The organism is Pseudoalteromonas sp. MMG006, assembly GCF_018101025.1.
GTDB lineage: Bacteria > Pseudomonadota > Gammaproteobacteria > Enterobacterales > Alteromonadaceae > Pseudoalteromonas.
This window is the reverse complement of sequence record NZ_JAGJEJ010000001.1, coordinates 117302-138524: the sequence shown is the minus strand read 5'-3', so window position 1 is coordinate 138524 and position 21223 is coordinate 117302. Positions and strand designations below refer to the sequence as shown.

The 21223-nt window shown below is 40.1% G+C and carries 17 protein-coding genes; 8 read left to right on the top strand and 9 right to left on the bottom strand.

The features are described 5' to 3' along the window. The first annotated feature begins 160 nt into the window (after window positions 1-160). The 3 genes from J8L73_RS00600 to J8L73_RS00590 all read left to right on the top strand — a co-directional run bounded on the left by J8L73_RS00600 (window position 161) and on the right by J8L73_RS00590 (window position 2607). Window positions 161-1243 carry a methyl-accepting chemotaxis protein gene (locus tag J8L73_RS00600; RefSeq protein WP_211014191.1) on the top strand — a complete coding sequence of 361 codons (1083 nt, stop codon included), beginning with the start codon at window positions 161-163 and terminating at the stop codon, window positions 1241-1243. Between the two features lie 108 nt (window positions 1244-1351). Further along, window positions 1352-2209, top strand: a complete 858-nt coding sequence (locus tag J8L73_RS00595; RefSeq protein ID WP_211014189.1) for an MBL fold metallo-hydrolase — start codon at window positions 1352-1354, stop codon at window positions 2207-2209. Window positions 2210-2376: 167 nt separating this feature from the next. Further along, complete coding sequence (locus tag J8L73_RS00590; RefSeq protein WP_210999046.1) at window positions 2377-2607, top strand: hypothetical protein; 231 nt, start codon at window positions 2377-2379, stop codon at window positions 2605-2607. A gap of 526 nt (window positions 2608-3133) precedes the next feature. Here J8L73_RS00590 and J8L73_RS00585 read toward each other — a convergent pair. From J8L73_RS00585 to J8L73_RS00565, 5 genes are read right to left on the bottom strand one after another with little or no spacing between them, the layout of a single operon-like run. Beyond that, on the bottom strand, window positions 3134-4426 hold the full coding sequence (locus tag J8L73_RS00585; protein WP_211014187.1) for a HAMP domain-containing sensor histidine kinase: 1293 nt from the start codon (window positions 4424-4426) through the stop codon (window positions 3134-3136). Beyond that, window positions 4423-5106: a response regulator transcription factor gene (locus tag J8L73_RS00580; protein WP_211014185.1), complete on the bottom strand. Its 684-nt coding sequence runs from the start codon at window positions 5104-5106 to the stop codon at window positions 4423-4425. Before J8L73_RS00580 ends, J8L73_RS00585 begins: the two co-directional genes overlap by 4 nt. Then, window positions 5106-8291 (bottom strand): efflux RND transporter permease subunit, encoded by a 3186-nt coding sequence (locus tag J8L73_RS00575; protein WP_211014183.1) that lies wholly within the window; start codon window positions 8289-8291, stop codon window positions 5106-5108. The genes J8L73_RS00580 and J8L73_RS00575 overlap by 1 nt, the downstream gene beginning before the upstream one ends. After that, complete coding sequence (locus tag J8L73_RS00570; RefSeq protein ID WP_211014181.1) at window positions 8291-9436, bottom strand: efflux RND transporter periplasmic adaptor subunit; 1146 nt, start codon at window positions 9434-9436, stop codon at window positions 8291-8293. Before J8L73_RS00570 ends, J8L73_RS00575 begins: the two co-directional genes overlap by 1 nt. Then, window positions 9433-10794 carry a TolC family protein gene (locus tag J8L73_RS00565; RefSeq protein WP_211014179.1) on the bottom strand — a complete coding sequence of 454 codons (1362 nt, stop codon included), beginning with the start codon at window positions 10792-10794 and terminating at the stop codon, window positions 9433-9435. Before J8L73_RS00565 ends, J8L73_RS00570 begins: the two co-directional genes overlap by 4 nt. Window positions 10795-10951: 157 nt before the next feature. Between J8L73_RS00565 and J8L73_RS00560 the strand changes: the two genes are divergently transcribed. The 3 genes from J8L73_RS00560 (at window position 10952) to J8L73_RS00550 (ending at window position 14416) form a co-directional block, all read left to right on the top strand. Then, window positions 10952-11848 carry a LysR family transcriptional regulator gene (locus J8L73_RS00560; RefSeq protein WP_211014177.1) on the top strand — a complete coding sequence of 299 codons (897 nt, stop codon included), beginning with the start codon at window positions 10952-10954 and terminating at the stop codon, window positions 11846-11848. A 298-nt stretch (window positions 11849-12146) separates the two neighbouring features. Beyond that, window positions 12147-13421: a YHYH protein gene (locus J8L73_RS00555; protein WP_211014176.1), complete on the top strand. Its 1275-nt coding sequence runs from the start codon at window positions 12147-12149 to the stop codon at window positions 13419-13421. A gap of 236 nt (window positions 13422-13657) precedes the next feature. After that, window positions 13658-14416: a DUF6515 family protein gene (locus J8L73_RS00550; RefSeq protein WP_211014174.1), complete on the top strand. Its 759-nt coding sequence runs from the start codon at window positions 13658-13660 to the stop codon at window positions 14414-14416. A 30-nt stretch (window positions 14417-14446) separates the two neighbouring features. Here the strand turns inward: J8L73_RS00550 and J8L73_RS00545 are convergent, their stop codons facing one another. From J8L73_RS00545 to J8L73_RS00535, 3 genes are all read right to left on the bottom strand, one after another. Further along, window positions 14447-14920 (bottom strand): VOC family protein, encoded by a 474-nt coding sequence (locus J8L73_RS00545; protein WP_211014172.1) that lies wholly within the window; start codon window positions 14918-14920, stop codon window positions 14447-14449. A gap of 90 nt (window positions 14921-15010) precedes the next feature. After that, window positions 15011-17077 (bottom strand): catalase, encoded by a 2067-nt coding sequence (locus J8L73_RS00540; RefSeq protein WP_211014170.1) that lies wholly within the window; start codon window positions 17075-17077, stop codon window positions 15011-15013. 233 nt (window positions 17078-17310) lie between these two features. Further along, the gene (locus tag J8L73_RS00535; protein ID WP_210999035.1) at window positions 17311-18144 is read right to left on the bottom strand and encodes a mechanosensitive ion channel domain-containing protein; all 834 of its coding nucleotides are present in this window, start codon (window positions 18142-18144) and stop codon (window positions 17311-17313) included. A gap of 249 nt (window positions 18145-18393) precedes the next feature. On the opposite strand from J8L73_RS00535, the gene J8L73_RS00530 reads away from it, so the two are divergent. After that, window positions 18394-19173 carry a DUF2189 domain-containing protein gene (locus J8L73_RS00530; RefSeq protein ID WP_210999034.1) on the top strand — a complete coding sequence of 260 codons (780 nt, stop codon included), beginning with the start codon at window positions 18394-18396 and terminating at the stop codon, window positions 19171-19173. A 119-nt stretch (window positions 19174-19292) separates the two neighbouring features. Here J8L73_RS00530 and J8L73_RS00525 read toward each other — a convergent pair whose 3' ends face one another. Further along, window positions 19293-20072, bottom strand: coding sequence for a nucleoside-binding protein (locus J8L73_RS00525; RefSeq protein WP_211014169.1), 780 nt, complete (start codon window positions 20070-20072; stop codon window positions 19293-19295). A 334-nt stretch (window positions 20073-20406) separates the two neighbouring features. Between J8L73_RS00525 and dps the strand changes: the two genes are divergently transcribed. Continuing rightward, on the top strand, window positions 20407-20922 hold the full coding sequence (gene dps, locus J8L73_RS00520; RefSeq protein WP_210999032.1) for a DNA starvation/stationary phase protection protein Dps: 516 nt from the start codon (window positions 20407-20409) through the stop codon (window positions 20920-20922). The last annotated feature ends 301 nt before the right edge of the window (window positions 20923-21223 follow it).

Sequence of the window (21223 nt, the reverse complement as noted above, 5' to 3'; positions counted from 1 at the left end):
CTAACATAGCTAGTATGTATCAATAGCTATGTTAGTTCACGCCACTCTAAAATTACTTATGCTTACTATTTTTATAAAAATAGGCAACCGATTAAAAACTCTAGTAAAGTACAAAATGTAACTATAATAAGATGTACTCATGATAATGTAGGATTTGTTGATGTTTGTTTTAAGTAAAAAGTATCTAGAAATTAAAAATGATAAAGATGAACTAGTTAAAAAAATTGAAGAGTTGACTGCGCATAACGAACTACTAGCACAAGAGAACAAGCACTTAGAACAACAACTAAGCTTTACACAAACCACAAATGACGAACAATTTACCGAAAGCTTACTTTCAAGTTCTATAGGTTGCATAAGCCAAATTGAAGGTGTTCGCCAAACGGTACTTGAATCTTACTCAACCATTGAGCAAGAAAGCCAAGTTAGCCATCAAATAAATGACCTTTTAAATAACTCAAATGAATCTTTAACGCATATAGCCAGTGAGATGGAGCTTATGACCCATAAAATGGGGAGTATGAGTGAAAACATATCAGGCCTCTCAAGCCTTGCTGGTAGTATAAATACCTTTGTATCGACCATATCTAAAATATCTGATCAAACAAATTTATTAGCACTTAATGCAGCGATTGAGGCTGCCCGAGCAGGCGAAGCTGGCCGAGGTTTTAGCGTGGTTGCCGACGAGGTACGCGTACTTGCCACTAATACTAATAAATCGGCTCAAGAGGTGGCCGACCTAGTAAAAGAAATTATCGATAAAACGGAAGTAACCGTTACCTCGGCTGACGACATACAGCAAAATAATACACAACTTACTAGCAATTTTGCATCGTTAAATAGCGATTACGCATCAATCATTGATTTTTGCACCAACATGAAAAACACCATTTCACAGGCATCTATTCGCTCATTTATTCAAACAGTTAAGTTAGATCATATTGTATACAAAGGTGAAGTGTACGCCGTAGCTAATGGCAAAATTAATAAATCGATAGATGATTTTACCGATCACACAATGTGCCGCCTAGGTAAATGGTACAAGTCAGACGAATCAAATGAATACAAATCGCTAAGCGCATTTAAACAAATAGATAAGCCTCACAGCGAAGTACACAAAAACGGCGTTCAAGCACTGCAATTAATTAAGCAAGGCAAAAAAGCTGAAGCAGTTAAACATATACACTTAATGGAATCAGCCAGTGAGCAAGTAATGCATTTACTCGATCAGCTAGTTCGTTAAAAATTAGCGGGTTAAATTAATTTTAACCCGCAACTTTACCCTTAAATGAAATTTTTTTCTTACTCGCACTTTCTTACTTACTACTCATAACGTTTAACTGGAATGTGCATGCTTCGCTTATTAAAAACACTACTTGCCACCAACCTACTATTTATCGGGTTTATGGCGCAAAGTTACGAAATAGAAGATTTAGGCGATGGCCTCCACCGCTTTATTGACGACAGACACCGTTCGGTATTTTTAATTACCCCACAAGGCGCAATCGTTACCGACCCACTTAATAAAAAAGCAGCCACATGGCTAAATGAGCAAATTAAAACGCGTTTTAATGTGCCAGTTAAATATGTTGTTTATAGCCACAACCACAGTGACCACATTTATGGTGCTGAAGTATTTAAAAGCCCACACACAACATTTGTTGCACATAAACTGACCGCACAAGATATAAAAAATACATACATGACCACGGTTATGCCCTCCCTCACTTTTGATGACGAGCTGACTCTTAATTTGGGCGGTTCAACTGTAAAGCTTAATTACCACGGGCCAAACGATGGAAGAGGCTCTGTAAGCATGCTGTTCGAAAAGCAAAAAACCTTATTTGTTGTCGATTGGATAGTCATTGGCAGAATGCCTTGGCAAAAACTGTGGAGCTACGATATTCAAGGTATGATTAACTCAACCCAAGCGGTACTCCAATATGACTTTGATACTTTTGTGGGCGGGCACGCTGATGTTGGAAGTAAAGCGGATGTAACACGTTATTTAAGCTATATAGAGCAGCTTTATAGCCAAGTTACCGCAGGTGCACTTGCAGGGCAAAGCCTAGAGCAAATAAAACAAAACGTTAAACTCGATGAGTTTTCAGATTTAAAGCAATACAAAGCATGGCTACCACTTAATATTGAAGGGGTATACGAGCGCTTAATGGAAGAGTCTGGCATGGGTTGGCGCAGCGATTTATAGGTTTGAAACCGGTCTTTTTTCAAATCAAATATTTAAATACAAAGGCATTAGGGCGCTACTGCCTTTGTAAATACCCCCTTTTACACTTCCCTTACGTTTATTGACAGCACTATACAAAAAAAGGTTTATCTTAAAGCTGATATAAAGCCGAAAGAGGATAAATACCTATGAACTTATCTTTAAAAATTATTGGTATAGCAACAATGGCAATAACCATGAGTGGGTGTACTGTCTATCAAAAAGCGCCAGCGGTGCATAAACCTTATAAAAAAACGGTTAAAGTGGCCGCTCCTTTACCAGTTGCTGAGCACAATTCGCCTAACATCATAATAGTTAAAACAAAACCGGCAAAAAAAGCCTGCACTAAGCACAAAGATCATTGGCATTGTAAACGCTAACTAACCACTGTGCGGTAGTAAGGTTATTTATAATATTAAAATAACCCCACACTGGGGCGAGTGGCCTTTGTTGGTTGAACTTGCAGTAGCATTTTTGTTTATTAGGCAAAGCAGCCTAAGTAGTGTGGTTGTTCCCCATAAATAAGCTATAACGCAGCATAAAACCAAATATGCGCTACCTTTTGGGTTCAATCTACAAAGCTGAATACGCCCTAGGGCCTGTTTATCTTTCGAGGTTAAATTTGCAGCAGACTGTTTGGTATTTAGGCAAGACAGAGCCTATGTAGTGTGGTTATTCCCCATAAATAGGCGATAACGTAGCATAAATGCCAAACAGGCGCTGCCCAAAGGGTTCTGCCTAGGGGCAATTTACTCTTTGTTACTCGGTTTTTACTTATTCTTACATGGATGTAAGTCATTAGGGTAACGCAGGAGCAGCTACCGAGCCCACTAGGTTACAAACCTCGCGCCGCGATTAAATAGCCCCTAGATTGAACAAATTTTAATCCTGAAAGGTCAACAGGCCCTAGTTAAAGTCAACCACAACCTCATAGCGCCCTGGTAGGTCATTTATCTCATAAAACCAGCCATGGCGCTTTATTACTTTTTCACTTAACTGCAAACCAAGCCCGTAACCTATACTGGCGTTTTTTGTGGTTTCGTCACTTATAAAAACTTCCTCGTTTTGAGTGCTGCAATTTACTACCGTAACCTTGCTGCCTTGTTGCGTAATATGCACCTGCCCGTGTTGCGTATGCTGATATGCGTTACGAATTAAGTTAGTTAGCACAATATGACAAGCTGTAGGCTCCGTACTAACTACACTATGTTGTTGGTCTGAGCTTATAAGTACAGTAACCTCCTTAGCATTTAACAAATAACCAAGTTCGTTACTTAATGTAGTTATTTTTTCACTGAGATCGACTGGCTCAATTTCACCTTGCTGTTCATCACTTCTGCTAAGCCAAAGTAACGTATTCGTTAAATCGCTCATGGTTAAACCGGCGCGCTCTATTCGCTCAAGGGTAAGCTGTTGCTTATCACTCAACGGGGCTTTTTCGCTTAAACGATTGAGTAGCTCAACATTGCTGCGAATAACCGAAATAGGCGTGCGCAACTCGTGACTTGCATAACTTAAAAAACGCTGTTCGCGCTCTACACTTTCGTGCGCTGAAAGCAAACTACTGCGTATTAGCGTGGCCAGTGTATTTAGTTCGTTGTAATTAAAATCCGGCGGCGTTTGTTGTAAATTAGCTTGGCTAAGCGATTTAGCCCATTTTTTTAATGACTCAATTGGCTTAGCAATTTTTTTCATAATCATAAATAAAAAAAATGCAAACAATGTAATAGCCGCAAGTGCCGTTAAGGCTATCCAAAACACCCTTTGCATTGGTTTTTCATCGGTGACTTGTGTTTTAGGGCGGTCTTTTTCAAGCATGATGCGCGATACATAACGCGACTCTCCAGCTTCGTTTTGATAATACACGGCAAAAAATAGGTTTTCGGGCATCGAAAAAAAAGATGACTTATCTGCCCTTTTTTGAAGTACGCCATTGTGAGTTGGTTTTGTAAATCGTTGCTTTATCTCCTTTGGCATATCTTCCCAGCGACTAGCAACACTAAAACCGACCATTTCAATAGGTTGCCCATCTTCAACCTTTGCCGTTTGCGAAAGCGCAAACATAACGCCATTTAAGCCTTTATCTAAACCATCAACAAAATAGTTAACACTCAAAAAGGAAAAACCGATAGCCATAATCGAGCTTAATAGCAGCATGCTGGCAAAAAAATAAAGCCTCAAGCTGGGTCTTATTTTCATTGTGCATCTCCTTGCACTGTTTTTATCGCAAAGCCAATATTAGGGATGGTTTCTAGCTTTACTTGCTGGGTCGCAGCTTCTAGCTGCTTGCGTAAGTGGTAAATATGCACTTTTAAACTATTACTGTCGGGCTGCTCTTCTCCCCAAATGGCTTGCATAATGATACTACGTGTAACTGGCTGTGGCGCTTCGCGCACAAGCGTTTTAAGTAGCTTAAAAGCAATAGGCGAGAGCTTTAAAGTACTCTCCCCTACTATGGCACAGTGCTTGGTCAAGTCTAACTGTAAATTGGCTAAAGTAAGGCGTTTTACCTCACCACTTTTACGCTTTGCGAGTACTTGCACCCGTGCTACCAGCTCTTTCATGGCAAAGGGCTTTACTAAATAATCGTCACTGCCGGCGGCAAAGCCCTCTAGCTTATTATCAAGACTATCGCGTGCTGTAAGCATTAACACGGGTGTATTTTTGCCTTGTTCGCGCAATTTTTTGCACAGTGTTAAGCCGTCCATTTTGGGCATATTAATATCGAGAATAATCATTTGGTACTGATTATTTTCTATTAAATTTAGCCCCATTATACCGTTACTTGCATGGTCACACGATATGTCTTCTATATCGAGATAATCAACAATAGTAGTGGCTAGGTCTATATCATCTTCAACCAGTAGTACGTTTATCATTAAGAGGCGGCTCCTTGGGTGCGCTTACCACTTAAAAAGTGTAACACATTGGTAAGTAGGCGCTTAATGTCTGTTTGAATCATTAATAATGCAGGTATAAGGATGAGAGTAATCACAGTGGCAAACAAAATACCGTAGCCTAATGATGCCGCTGCAGGGATTAAAAACTGCGCTTGCAAAGAGGTCTCGCTTAACAGCGGGATCAAGCCTGCGTACGTTGTTACTGAGGTGAGCATGACTGCACGCAAGCGGCTTGTACACGACTCAACAATTGCATCGTGTGTGTTCATACCCTCTTCTTTTGTTAACTCGTTAAAGCGCGAAACAAGTAACAAGCTGTCGTTTACTACAACTCCACTTAGCGCCAAAATACCGTTGAGCGATAATATACTAATGGTTAAGTCGTTCCACCAATGGCCTAAAATAGCCCCCACAATACCAAATGGAATTGCCACCATAATTAGCACCGGTTGAATATATGATTTAAGTGGAATCGCCAGCAAAACGTAAATAACCAGTAATGCGGCTAAAAACATCGTGCTCATAGAGCCTGTGGTTTCATCTTGCTCTTCGGCTTCACCTGCAAAGTGTATACTTAAGTTCGGAAACTGCGCAGTTAACTCCGGTACTAAGTCGCGGGTTAAGCTGTCTACTAATTCATTAGGTGCTATAACATTTTTATCTACTTGGGCACTTAAATAAATAGCACGTAGGCCGTCGATACGGGTTATTTCATCTTGTTGGTATTCGCTACTAATACTTGCTACGTTAACCAGCGGTACAATTGTACCATCGGGCAAACGTATACGAGATTGCATAATATCGGCAGGTGTTTTACGGGCGTTTTCAGGGTAACGTACACGTACTTTAATTTCGTCTTTATTGCGCTGGTATCGCTGTACAATAGCCCCACCAAAGGCTTGCAACACTTGCTGTGATAAACTGGCGGTATCCATACCTAGTGCGCGCCCTTGTGCATTAAGGGTAAATTTAAGTTGCGGTTGCCCTGGGTTGAAATTGTCGTCTATACCATTAACGCCTGCAATACTTTCTAAGCGCTCTTTAAAAATAGCGCCTGCTGCCATAACGGTTTCATCATCCCACGCTTTTAGCTCTACTTTAAAGTTATCGACCATTTTGCGCGTGGCTAATACTTGTAGTTTTTTACTGCCCTCGGGAGTACCTGCTACACGTTGCCATTCTTGTGCAAATTCGGTCGCGGTAAACTCACCTTCATTTAATAACTCAACACTTACAGAGCCGCTGGTATCGCTGCTACTTAATACTTGTAAACTCGTAATTTCGCTTTCTTTTGAGTCATACTTATCCATTAAATTTTGCTGTGCTTTTAAGGCACTTTGCTCAAGCGCTAACAAGTTTTTATTAGTTTGCCCGTAAGCCACATCATTTTGCATAACCAGCTCTGCACTAACAGTATCGCCAGGAATACTTGGGAAGAACCCCACTTTAACCGCGCCGGTCATTGGCATGCCTATAACCAATATAAAAAAGGCAATAAACGCAGCCACTATGGCGTACCTAAAGCGTAGTGAGTATTCAATAACACGGCGATAAATGTGCGCACTAAACCAGTTTAAGCCACTGTCTGCACCGTGTTGTACTTTAGACCATAAACCACTAATGCCTGATTTAAGCTGGCGTTTGGTACTAATATGCGCCAAATGAGAGGGTAAAATAAGCTTTGACTCAACAACTGAAAGCAGTAAACAAATGGTGACCACGGTTGCAAATTGCGCATATATTTTACCTAAATTCCCCGACACATTAGAAAGCGCCATAAATGCAGCAACCGTCGTTAGTACACCAAAAATAGTAGGGACGGCTACTTTCATAGTGCCTAAAACAGTATTATTGAGCGTATCACCATGCTTTTTACGAGTCGTGTAAATACTCTCCCCGACGACCACGGCGTCATCCACTACAATACCCAGCGCCATAATAAAACCAAAGGTGGTCATTTCGTTAATAGTAAGTGCGGTATAGCTGTCGGTCATAAAATACAGCGTACCAAAAAACACAAATGGCAAACCACCAGCAACCCACAAGGCAACGCGTACGTTTAAAAATATGGCTAAAATAACAAACACCATAATAATACCGGTTACGGCATTTTTGGTGAGCAACGATAAGCGCTCAGTGATCATAGTGCTTTTATCTTGCCAGCTTTCAAGCTCTACATTTTGCGGCAACAACCCGCGTTCGTGCCATTTATCAATGACACTTTGTGCTTGCTCAACAATGCTGGTTATATCGCTATTTTCATCCATAAGTATTTCAATACCTATGGCATTTTGTTGATTATAACGACTTAGTGAGTTGGTATCCTCAGCAAAACTGTCGGTAACAGTTGCTACATCACCGAGTTTAATTTGCGAGCCAGCAGGCGTTGTAAGTAAAACGATATCAGCAAAGTCACGCTGCCAATAAGCTTGCTCGGCTGCTTTTAAACGAATAATTTTATTACTATCACGTAGACTTGTTGAAAGCGGGCTTGATGATTCGTTATTAATCACTTCGCTTACATCACTGATAGTTAAGCCGTAGGCTTGTAATTTACCTTCGTCGATTTCTATCGACATCATAGGATCTAATACACCTGACTGAGTAACGTCACTTATTCCTGACTCAGCAAGTAAATCGGCTTTAAGCTGTTCACCTAAGGTTTGTAACGTATGACGGTCGGCATCACCAAATAATTGCAACGTGAGTGCATGATCTTGCCTACGAGCTTTATCTATAACAGGTTGCTCGGCATCTGCCGGAAAGTTGTTTATAGCATCAACTTGGTTTTTTACATCAGTAAGTAGCTCATCAAGTGAGTAATCCGTTTTTTTCTCAATACTTACATGGCTGCCGCTGGCATCTGATGTTGAAGTAATACGCTTAATACCGGGTACGGTTTCGAGTGCTTCTTCTATTTTAAGGGCTATGCCTTCCTCAGCTTGCAGGGCATCGCCACTGTCGTAAACCACCGATACCGAAATGGTATCAGGTTCAAGGCTCGGAAACGCCTCTTTACGCAATGTAGAAAGCGACATTATACCCATTACTATTACGCTAATTAGTAATAAATTAGCCGCCACTGAGTTATTTGCAAACCAATTAATAATGCCATGCAGCGGGTTATGTGAGCTAGGCGATTGTGGTGCTTGATGTGGACTCATTATGGCATCTCCTCAACAATGGGGTTTACCCGCATTTCGTTTAGGTAGCTCACTAATGGGCGCGCCACTACACGTAAATTACTTTGCCCAGCAATTGGCGATATATAAACATAATCATTGCGCTCAAAAACCTTATTTGCGGTGGTACTTACTAATGTATTTTGTTCACTGACATACCAAATTAAGCCTTCTTGCGAAATCGCCGATGCAGGAAGTTTAATAACATTATCAAGCGTTTTACCGGCAATTTGTACAGCTAAAAAAGTACCGGGTAACAAGGGAGTTGCTTGTTCAAAAGGTTTATCGAGGGCAACCACTACGCTGCGCTGGCGTGAACTATCATCAAGGTGTTGCTCAAATCGTGCAATGTAACCTTGCCACTGATTTTGGGTTGTTACATCACTTAAAATAACCTCTTTGCTTTTATCACTTGCTAGGTTTTGCCACTGATTCAACGATAGCGGCACGCTAATCTCTACTTTGTCGGTACTGTTTAACGTAGCGAGTGTATCGCCAATATTTACGTATGTGCCAAGGTCAATATCGCGAGACAATACCACAGCATCAAACGGCGCACTTATATGGGTGTTTTTCTCATCACGCTGGGCGGTTTGCAGTGCATATTGGGCGTTATCAAGTGTGGCTTGTGCGGCCTCTAGCTGAAGCGTTCTAAATACCAGTGGCGAGCTAGGTGCTTGTGTTACCCCTGAGCGTTCCCACTCTCGCTTTGCTTGGTTTCCTAAATCTTGCTCTTCTTGTAACGCTAATTTTGCATCAGCAAGTGCGGCTTTAGTACTTGCGAGGGCTTGTAGGTATTCGGTGTTATCAATTTGTGCAAACACTTGGTCTTTAGCAATTAAATTACCAGTGGCAAATTGCTCACTCATATTGATGACTTCGCCTTTAACTTGCGCTTTTAACGTTAATGTCCAGTGTGCTTTTGCTTCACCGTGGCCACTAACATATGCCTGATAAGTACCGGGTATCGCGTTAATTACCGACACATTCGGTGCTATAGCATCAACTTTAGCAGGTTTAGAGCCATGTGCCTGCTGCGCCATTTTATGACTGTTATATGCCACAGCAATCCCTATAGATACCACTGCAATAAGGGTTACAACAACAGGTATTGGGGAAATTTTCATGATGATACTCCAAGGCCTAAAGCAAGACCTAAATCGATACGGTTAGTTAAAAGGGTGTAATTTATTTGGCTAAGCTGAGCTTGCAGGTCGTACACTTGTTGTTGCACGGTAAGTAAGTCTAAAATATCAACTAAACCTTGTTGATACTTACTTTGGTAATTACTAAAGCTGCGCTTTGCGCTGGTAAGTGCTTTGCTTATTTGAAGTTGCTGCTGCGTTAATGATTGCTCTTGACCCAACGCGTTTTCTACTTCGTTTACCGCACTAAGTAGCGTGTCTTGGTATTGCCAATAAGCTTGCTCAGCATTGAGTTTGGCTACATCAACTTGCGCACGCAGTGCTCCGCCTTCAAATAATGGTGCACTTAAGCTGCCTAATAAATTCCACACAGGGCTTGTTAACAATGCTTGGCTTGGTGTTGTGGCCAAATCACTCAAAGACGCTGAAAGCGAAATACTTGGCAGTAAGTCTTTGTAGGCCACATCAACTAAATAACGTTTTGCTTGAATATTATAATAAGCACTTTGTAAATCAGGTCGGCGTGCTAAATCTTGCTCTGGTAAGGCGCTAAGTGGCTCAATAACATCAGGAAACGTTGATGTTGTAGGTAGGTTTTCAAGTTTATCAACGCCTACTAATAAAACGAGTGCTCGTTTAGCTTGGGCTATTTGCTCTTGGTAATCGGCAATAGTGGCTCGGGTAGAGGCGGTATTGGTACGTGCGGTATCTAAAGCCTCTAAGTCGCCTAATCCATATTGGTAACGCTCTACGATACTTTGCTCGTTATTTTCTAAAACAGTTAAGCGCTGCTGCTCTATGTTGAGTAAATCTTGCTGCAAAATAATATTTAAATAAGTACGAATGACACTTGCTACTAACGTATCTTTAGCGCTTTGATATGTTGCTTGATTACTGGCTATGTTCATGTCTTGCGCGGCCACATTATCTGCAATTTTTTGCCACACGTCGGCCTCCCAGCTCACACCTACCGATGAACTGTACTGCGTGCCGGTAGTTTCATTGCGCTGTGCATCAAAATCAGCACTAACGCTAAACCACTGGCTTGCAGCAGTGACATCGCGCTGCGCATAAGCAAGTTTTAAAGCAACATATACCTGGTTAAATGATGGGTTATTCGTAATCGCCTGCTCTATAAGCGCATCAAGCCCCGCTATATTTACCAAGTCAGTAATATAACTTACCTCGGTTGCATCATCTTGTGTGTATTGCCAATTTGCATGCTGCTTTAGCGATTGCTCGGTGCTATTACCTGTATAGCTTGGTTGGCTACTGCATGCAGCAAGCATACAGCTAAGTGCAAGCAATAAAACTGTTGAGTGCTTTTTAAAATAAACCATTTAACTATGCCTAATTTACATCATTGCACGCAGTATATTAAGGCGAGGGTTAAGAGTGGGTTAACAGAGATTAATCAAAAAATAGTAAGATAACGTTTACTGCACTCCTCTTTGATAATATATTAATTTACACTATTTTTTATAAAAAAAATTGATAATGAATATTGCCCATTTAAATCTATTTGTCAGAATTGCTAACACGCATAATATTAGCCTTGCAGGAAAAGAGCTTGGGCTTTCTGCTGCGGTATCTAGCGCACAAATGAACAAACTCGAAGAAACCTTAGGCGTTAAGTTAATGCACCGCACCACCCGAAAAGTGTCATTAACCGAAGAAGGGCAAGCTTTTTTACCTCATGCTGAAGAAGTGTTAGCTAATGTAGAATTAGCCCGTGCATCGGTCGGTATTGGCAGTATTACACCACAAGGAAAATTGCGCATCACCGCCCCAGCCTCATTTGGACGAATGCATATTATTCCTGCGTTAGAAGGGTTTATTTCTCAATACCCCGATCTAACTATAGATTTGCGCCTAAGCGATAGCATTATTGATATGGTGGCTGGAGGGTTTGATATAGCAATACGCGATGCCGCATTAGAAGATTCTACACTTATAGCCAAAAAAATAACACGCGATAAACGCTTAATTTGTGCCTCCCCTAAGTACCTTGCCAAGCATGGCACGCCTAAAACACCACAAGATTTAAAAAACCATACCTGTGTTAATTTACATAGCTTAACAACATGGTCGTTTAATACAGAGCGAGGTTTACAAAATATAAAAACTAACAATGTATTACTCGCTGATAACGGTGAAGCTGTGCGCGATGCTTGCGCTCAAGGCTTAGGTATTACCTTAATGTCGAGCTGGTGTGCGTATAAAAAATTACAACGTGGCGAACTGGTTCAAATTTTAGAAAACTACCCACTTGCCTCCGATACGGCCATTTGGAGTGTATACCCAAGCACCCGATTGTTAGCGCCTAAAGTAAGGGCTTTTATAGACTACTTTAGCAACTATTTTGGCGATACTCCCTACTGGGAAAAACTATAATTATTTAAGTTTTATATCCTTTAATAGGCTTACCTAACTTGCTCTTCGAGATTAAGTTTACAATGCTGTGAAGAAAATTTATTTAGACAATATTGTACTTTTAGTATGTTTTTATAAGTAGGCAATACTGCCCTTTAAACGTTAAACTTACTCAGTTCTAGGAATGTTTAATTGGCAATTAATCTTTCATTATTAAACATGTATTATTAAATAATCTTTGCGTATCTGTATTTTCATTTTGTTTGCACAATTTATTGCCATACTTGAAGCATATTACTAAACAGTATTTGGGATAAATATGGCGCTCTTTAAATTAAATTATTTATTAGCCTGTGACATAAATAGTAGAAAAGCAGCAACGGTAGTATTTTTACTGAGCTGCGCGCTACTTTTGTCAGCCTGTGAGAAACACACTAAAAATGAAAGCATTGCGGCTCTTTCTTTTACAAAAAATGCGAATAGCTCATCAATTAACACAGATGCCTTTAACGTAAAAGCCATGGTGAAGCTTCCCCAAACCGTAAACTGCACACTAGAGAATGGCTTAGAGTCACAATGCGCGCAAATAGTTTTGAAGTACCAGCCCGACAACATTGAAGTCGGCCCTTTTTGCCCAGAAACGCTCGATGACGTTGGCGGCATTTGGGATTGGGATGGCACGGATGCTGGACTATACCGATTAGATGAAGCGTTTTTAACCATGCTTAACGAGCAAGGCTTTACCTTTTATGACGAAGACGGCAACGTACATATTGTAGATAACGCCACCATTCGCCCCTCTGTTGATCACGCCTGTATAAACGTATCGGTAGATAAGAGCGTAGAAATTACCGCCCTTTTACCCCTTCATCCTGTTATGGCTAAAAACTCAAAAAAGCTTGGTGTAGTATCAAAAGTAGGTATTGCTCTTGCCGGCGTGCCTATTTTTTCAGACGCGCCAAGTGTACAGCATACTGGCCATTTGCCAGCACTGGATACTTGCGCCGGCCATATTGACCCTGGTGGTTGGTATCACTACCACGGCACCGCGAGCGATATCGACAGCGTTTATAAACATGAACACGTAAATGCCAACTGTAATAACTTACCACAAGCCCCAAGCGCCTTGTTTGGTTATGGATTTGACGGTTTTCCAATTTACGGAAGCCTTGAAGTTGACGCTTCCATACCAACTGGTCTTGATAGCTGTAATGGGCACACGGGCCCTACTGGTGAAAAAGGCATAATTACGTATCACTACCATGCAAGTAATACATTTCCAAACTTACCTAAATGCCTAAAAGGTGTTGTAGCTAAAAACAATTTTACCACTACAGCTCAAGCCGGTATTGGTGCTAAACCACCTCAAGGCACTAAAATTACGCGCCATGAACCACTTGGCGGCGGAGGTGGTAAAATGCCACGACCAGACTTTTCTCAAGCGGCTAAAAAGCTAGGTATTAGCGAACAACTACTTTTAAAAACAATGCAAGATGCTGGTGGCCCTAACGCTGACTTAAGCGTAGTGGCAAAAAAATTAAATGTTACACAAGATGAGCTAAAATCAGCTCTCCCTCAAAAGCCAACACGTTAATGTTAATTTGCGCCATGCATAAAGAGTGCTTGGCGCAACAATTAATATCACCAATATAAGACTATTAGTTTCGAAAAGCGGCAAAAGTGTGAGTAAGTGTAGGCTAATGTCAGTAACAGTAAGTGTTAGTAAAAAGCTGTAAAGGTAAGGCATATAATTAAAATAGGTCAGTTAACATTCAGTTTAAAACGCTAGTATTGAACTCAATTATGTAAATACATACATGAGGCAATATTATGAAACTAACTTATTTACTACCAGCACTACTGGCTTTTGGCTGTATATCTGGCTCTGCGCTTGGAGCACAAAACGAGCGAGAAAAGGTTAATAAAGAACGTGCAAAGCGCGTTGAATATAAGCGTGATGAACGTCGCGAAGACAAAAAACAACGTATAGCATATAAAAAAGATAAACCAACACAGCGTAAAAAAGATAAACGCGAACAACGTAAAGAGACAAAACGTAAAATTGCTCATTACAAACATGACAAGCGCAAGTACACTTATTTAAAAAATAAGCGCCATAATGTGGTTACGTACAGGCCTGGGCGTTACTTTAGCAACATACCGCGAAACAGCGCATCAATTAGATTTAATGGTATTTCGTTTACATTCAGTGACGGTATTTACTACCGAAAAGCAAAAAGCGGCTATCATGTGGTTAAGCCACCAAGAGGCCTAAGAATCCGCTCATTACCAAAGCATTACTCGTATTTTAAACGTCATAATACAACGTACTACACCTACCAAAATGTATATTACGTAGCAGACAATAATGGTTATCGAGTAGTTGATGCTCCTAACGTAATAGTTAACAAGGCGGTAAAGGTAGGCACTGCTATTAATTACGAACTTGGGCAAACTTACGATACGCTGCCTATTACAGCTGAGGCAGTTACAATTAATGAGCAACAATATTTTAAATATGACGATATTTATTTTTTACCGCAAATAAGTGAAGACGAAATAAAATATTTAGCTATAAATTTAGGCTAATAAACCTACGAATAAAAAGAGCAAGCCGTATTAGGCGTCTTGCTCTTTTGTCATTAAATTAGCCATTCGTTGTTCAATACTTTCCTTCTTCACATCTTTTTTTTGATTTGCCACTGTCCATATATGGCCAAACGGGTCTTCAAATGTGCCAGCACGATCACCATAAAATTGCGTGTGCATGGGTCTAACGAGCTTAGCGCCCAGCGTTAGCGCGCGACTAAATACATTATCAACATCTTTAACATAAAGTATTAGGTTTACGGGTGAGCCTCCAATTTTATGCGGGCTGTGGTGGCTTTCTTGTGGACAAGCGTCGGCTACAACTAATGGTGTATTACCAATAGCTATTTCAGCATGCGCTATACCTCCTTCAGGCAAAGGCATTTGCGAAATTAGCTCGGCATTAAATACCTTCTTATAAAAACTAATGGCTTGCTGTGCATCATCCATAATTAAAAACGGTATTATCGTATTGTGCTCTTTTGACATGGCTGTAAAGGTCATAACAGTTATCCTTTGTTTTGCGCAAATTTAGGCATGCTAGTTAACCTAAACTCAGATTAACTAACATTAAACAATGCGCAAAATTTAAACTTAACGCTTCCAAAAGCGAAGATTACGCAACGATTTAACAAAGCCATCGCTAGATACTTTATCTAAATCAATCCATCCTTCATCTTTTTTACTCTCAAGCCCTGCAGCTTTAAACAGCGGCTCCGCGTTTGGCGTAAAGCCAATGTATTTCATATGCGCATAAGCATCGTTTATGAAGTCTTTAGCTTCAGGAATATCGGCAAGCTTTTGCGCACCTTCAGTTGTGCTAAGAATTAGCACTGCATCGTATAGTACAGATGGGCCGCCATTAATAACTTGATCTGCTGCGACATGTTTACCATTACTACAGCTTGCTCCACCTACTTGCGCAGCAATAATCTCAAAATTAGCACCTTCGTCATCAAGCTTGTTTGTTACAGAATTAAAAATATCTGCGTCAAAGCCATCACTAACCAAAATACCCAACTTTCGTCCTTTAAAGGTGCTAGGTGCATTTTTTAAAATACTGAGTGCATCTGAAGTAGGCAAATCGTCGCGAGTTGGCATTGCCGCTTCAGCTGGCTCTGGCATTTCTTTTAGGCGAAGCCCTTTGGCTACTTCGTGGGCCAATGTGTTGTCTATATTGAGTAAATGCGAAACCATGCGCTCTCGTATTCCAACATGCTCTACTTTTGAAAGCTCAAAGACTAGGGCATATTGAATATGCGCTTGCTCAACGTCTGTTTGACTAAGATAAAACTGCCTTGCTTGACTGTAGTGATCTGCAAATGTTTCAGAGCGATATCTAAGTTTGTCGCCTCCCTCTTCTTTACTTGAGCTTTTAAATCCATGCGCCGGGCATTCGCGCGGGTTATTTTCGTCGCCGCTCCAGGAGTTTGGCTCGTAATTAACACGCCCTTTTGGATTGTGCATTGCCATGTGCCCATCTTGCTGAAAGTGGCGCATTGGGCATTTAGGAGCATTCACCGGAATGTGCGTAAAGTTAGGGCCGCCAAGGCGTTTTGTTTGCGTATCTAAATATGAAAAGTTACGTCCTTGCAATAACGGATCAGGTGTAAAATCAAGTCCTGGCACAATATTCTGTGTACAAAAAGCAACTTGTTCTGTTTCTGCAAAAAAATTATCTACTACGCGGTCAAGTACCATTCGGCCAACAATTTGTACTGGCACTTGCTCTTCTGGTATAAGTTTAGTGGCATCAAAAACATCAAATTCAAACTCATCTGCGAATTGCTGGTCAAATACTTGTACGCCTAATTCCCATTCAGGGAAATCGCCATTACCTATAGACTCCCACATGTCTCTGCGGTGAAAATCAGGATCAGCGCCATTGAGTTTAAGTGCTTCGTTCCATACAACTGATTGCATGCCACCTTTAGGTTTCCAATGAAACTTAACAAATTTTTCATCGCCTTTAGCGTTAATAAATTTGAATGTATGAACACCAAAACCTTCCATAAATCGCAGCGAGCGAGGAATAGCTCTGTCAGACATTGCCCACATAACCATGTGCATTGCCTCTGGTGATAAACTCACAAAATCCCAAAAATTGTCATGAGCAGTTTGTGCTTGCGGGAAGCCGCGATCAGGTTCTGCTTTAGCGCTATGAATTAAATCAGGAAACTTCATTGCATCCTGAATAAAGAATACAGGTATGTTGTTACCCACTAAATCCCAGTTACCTTCCTGGGTGTAAAACTTAACCGCAAAGCCGCGTACATCACGTGCTAGATCCGGCGAACCTTTATTGCCTGCAACTGTTGAAAATCGTGCAAATACAGGTGTTTTTTCACCTTTACGCTGAAAAATATCGGCGCATGTTAAATCTTCAAGCGTATCGTAAGTTTCAAAGTAACCATGAGCACCATAACCTCTAGCGTGCACTACACGCTCTGGAATACGCTCGTGATCAAAGTGAAATATTTTTTCTCGCATTACGTGATCTTCTAGCAACCCTGGTCCGCGTTTGCCTGAGCGTAATGAGTTTTGATCATCACTCACTGGGCAGCCTTGCGCTGTGGTCATTGCAGGGTGTTCATCTGAGGCCTGTTGATGGAGTTCGCCGCCGTGCCCTTTATTACCAGCATATTTAAATGATTCAGCCATGTTTATTCCTTCATACAATTTGATTTGGTGGATTAGAGGTGTTTACACGCTTTAACGCTAAAGAAATTAATCAAATGCAAAATGAAGACCATTCACTCAACCGAGTAAAAAGAGGCTATGCAGGTAAAAAAGTAGTATTTGAGATAATTTACAAAAGAAAAAATTACAAAGGCGTGTAACTTTTTCATATAAAAAAAGAGCACTAAAAAGTGCTCTATTTAAAAGGATTTATATTAGTCTTTATTTTCGTTAACTAAGATAACTTTACGATGAGGGAACGGGATCTCTATATTGTTTTCATCTAGTGCTTTTTTAATTAGCTCTGGCACAGTGTATAAAATTTCAAAGTAATGTTCGCCTTTACAAAATGGGCGTACTAAAAAATCAACCGAGCTGTTATTAAGTGTTTCTACTTCAACAAAAGGTGCTGGATCTTTTAAAATATGTGGATGAGCCTCTAACACGCTATCTATTACTTTACGAACTGCATCAGTGTTCTCGTCGTAAGCTACGCCAAAATGCATGTCTACACCACGAATTGGGTGATGTGAGTGATTAATTATTTGCGCTCCCCAAATTTGACTATTTGGAATGATAACTTGCTGATTATCGAATGTTTGTAAAATAGTGGTAAACATATCAACTTCTGTCACTTTACCAAAACGCCCTGCAGCTTCAATAAAATCGTTCACTTTGTAAGGTCTAAATATAAGCAACATAACGCCTGCAGCTAAGTTAGACATAGCACCTTGCAGTGCTAAACCAATTGCTAGCCCTGCAGCGCCTAATAACGCAATAATAGAAGCTGTCTGCACACCAAAACGGTTTAATACCGCAATAAATACAAACGCTAAAATAATGTAACGAGCCATACTACCTAAAAAGCGAAACAGCGTATCGTCTAAATGCGTGTATTTATGGCACAAACCTATAATTAAATTTCTTACTTTACCCGCAAGCCATAAGCCTACTAGCAGTATAGCGATTGCTAGCAATATATTAGTAGCCCACTCAAGAGCAGCCGGTAAATATTGATTCACATCAATATCATTTATTAAGTCATTCATTCATGTTCCTATAAAAGAAGTTGTAAATTAACCGACGCATTATAAGTTTATTTATTTAACTATTCATTAACTAAATTAGGAATTTATACCTAATAAATACATCTCTTACTGAAGAGATTTATTATTCCCCTTATTTAAGTGAACATAATGTGAGCAAATTATTATTTCATTGCGTATATATTGTTCAATTTGTAAATAAAGACAATGTGTTCTAAACCTTTAAGAGACACCTTGTTAAGGAACATTGTTATGCCAACAACAAACACCATTAATAAACATGTTGAATTTGCTCGCTGCATTGAATGCAATAAAGTAGATACCTTTGCTGCTTTCCACTGGCTTGCACTCGCATTCAAAGATATAACTCGCGCTCCCATTTTAAGCCTCATTTATGGGGTTATATTTACGCTTATACCTGTTGCCATTGTCTATTCAGCCGTTTTTACAGGCACCTACTTGGTCATCCTGCCGGCTACCGTTGCTTTTGTTCTTATAGGACCGGCCTTTGCTGCAGGACTTTACGACGTGGCTTGGGAGCTAGAAAAAGGCCATAAACCAACCTTTAAGCATTCTATTAAGTCGATGTTTAGAAACCCAGTAGGAGAATGGGGATTTGCCATACTACTTATGGTAATAATGATTGCATGGATGCGTTTAGCTGCACTTGTTCACGCATTGTATCCAAGCCACGCTAATCCAACATTTGAAGAGTTATCTGCATTTTTAACTCTTGGCAGCTTGATTGGCGCAGTGCTGTTAGTCACTGTGTTTTCTCTATCGGCATTTGCTCCTCAAATAATGATGGAACGCCGTGTAGACATTATGACTGCAGTTATAAGCTCTATGAATGCAGTAAAAACTAATTTTTCAGCTATGATCGTTTGGTCAATATGCATATTTTTGCTAGTAGCCATTGGTTTTGCCACAGGCGCTACCGGCTTTATAGTAATCATGCCCTTACTAAGCTACGCCAGCTGGCACGCTTATATAGCAGTGATCAAAACTAAAAAGCCTCGTGGCTACGAGTAATTGTTACAACCAACCACACGAAGTACACCAACCACACTAAATAAAAATAGCGCCTTAGGCGCTATTTTTTTATAAGTAATAAAACCAGCTACAAAGCAACCTCTGGTTTAAAGTGCGTATTAAAACACCCATACTGCATGCAAAAATGGCTGATTTTCTATGTCATCGGTACCAAGCTTGTTATACCAATAGCGCCATTCAATCCCTACCATTAATTGCTTAGCATCAAGCTCAAAGTTTTGGCCTACGTCCCAATATATGGCGGGCTGAGCGAGTAACCACTCGTTTACCTTATTACCTTGCTCGTCATTACGCCCTGAAATATATTCAACATGTCCGGTAAAGTAAAATGCTTGCTTGGCGAGCGAAAAAGGTGCCCCCCAAGCAAGATCCACAAAAATACTGTTATCTTGCTTAGCTAACTGCTCCTTTTGGATACCACCGTTAGCGTCAATGTATCCTGCAAAAGTAGTGGTTAAAAAATCAAAGCCTGGGGCATCCCAACTTAGCTTTATACCTGGGGTATATTTCATTAAACCTTCTTCGCCTGCATTAATTCCAAATACTAAACCTGTATCTTCTAAATGGCCGTAGCTCCACCGCGTATTGAATGCTTTGGTTAAGCTCAGTGTTGTGTACCACTCACCATAGATCCCCGTATCTTGAAAACCATCTGTATAGCTGTCGTTTAAAAAATCGATAAAAAAGTAGTTGTCTCCTAGGCCATGCTCAGATGCATGCTCTAAGGTGTATGTGCGTGTAAATGACGACTCCCCTGTGAAAGGATTTAAAGCATCACCAAAATTTGTATGGAGCTGTGTAACACTCCAATTTTCTGCCCATGCTGTGTGAGACAAAAGCAGTATAAATGCTGTAAACAGTGTTTTTAAAAAATTCATATATTATTAACAGAACTCCAATTAAAATGCGGCAGGAGTATATCAGTGAGTAATCACCAACTAAAGTAAGTAGTAATAAATATTAATGCCAGCTTATAAGTACTTTAGCTACATATCTGAAGGGACTAAATATCGGTGTGCATAATTTACAAAAGAGCTGCAGATAATTCATAAACACATTTTATTTTAACGCTTAGAAAGATTTAAATTTAAATTATATCATTAAAAATCAATCGATTATAAAAGTTAAAAATTCGGCATACGCATTGCTTCTTCATTACCAAGTCATGTTTGTAAAAGTCTACAAGCAATAAATCACATAACAGGAGACATTATGAGCAATACAAATAAAGTAGCCGAATTTACAGCACCCGGTATGGATAACGACGCAGCGCAAAGCACAATTGCCACACTCGACAACCGTATGGTTGCGCTTATTGATTTACAGCTAACTTTAAAACATATTCACTGGAATGTTGTTGGCCCTAACTTTATAGGTGTACATGAAATGCTAGATCCACAGGTTGAAGTTGTACGCGAAATGACTGATACAATAGCAGAGCGTATTGCTACGCTTGGCGGCGTACCTGTTGGCACACCACAGTCAATTGTTGACCGTCGTTCATGGAACGAGTATTCAGTTGGTAAAGGTTTAGTTACCGAGCATTTAGGTGCACTCGACAAAGTATACAATGGCATTAACAGCGATCATCGCAAGGCAATCGAAACGCTTTCTGAGTTAGATCCAGTATCTGAAGACATGATCACAAGTCAACTAGCTGAGCTAGAACAATTTCAATGGTTTGTACGTGCTCATATTGAGTCGGCTTCAGGCCAATTACAAAATTAATACAGTTGTATTTAAAAGCCCCGTGTTTATACGGGGCTTTTTTATGTGCATTTAAGATAAAAATCCCTCCCGCTTAATACCTCTTAGCAAATCCCTTAATACATAATTAATTTAAAAACAATAGAATATTGGTATTACCAAATAAATTATAAAAATTTAAAACAATAATTTTTGCCTAGCTATTTCATCGTAGATGTTTTGTAAGCATCCACTCAATCAATGTCTCTCCAAACTAATATGGGCAAAATATTAACGACTAAATACCTATAAAAAATATTCTAAATAGTTATAAATACCTCAA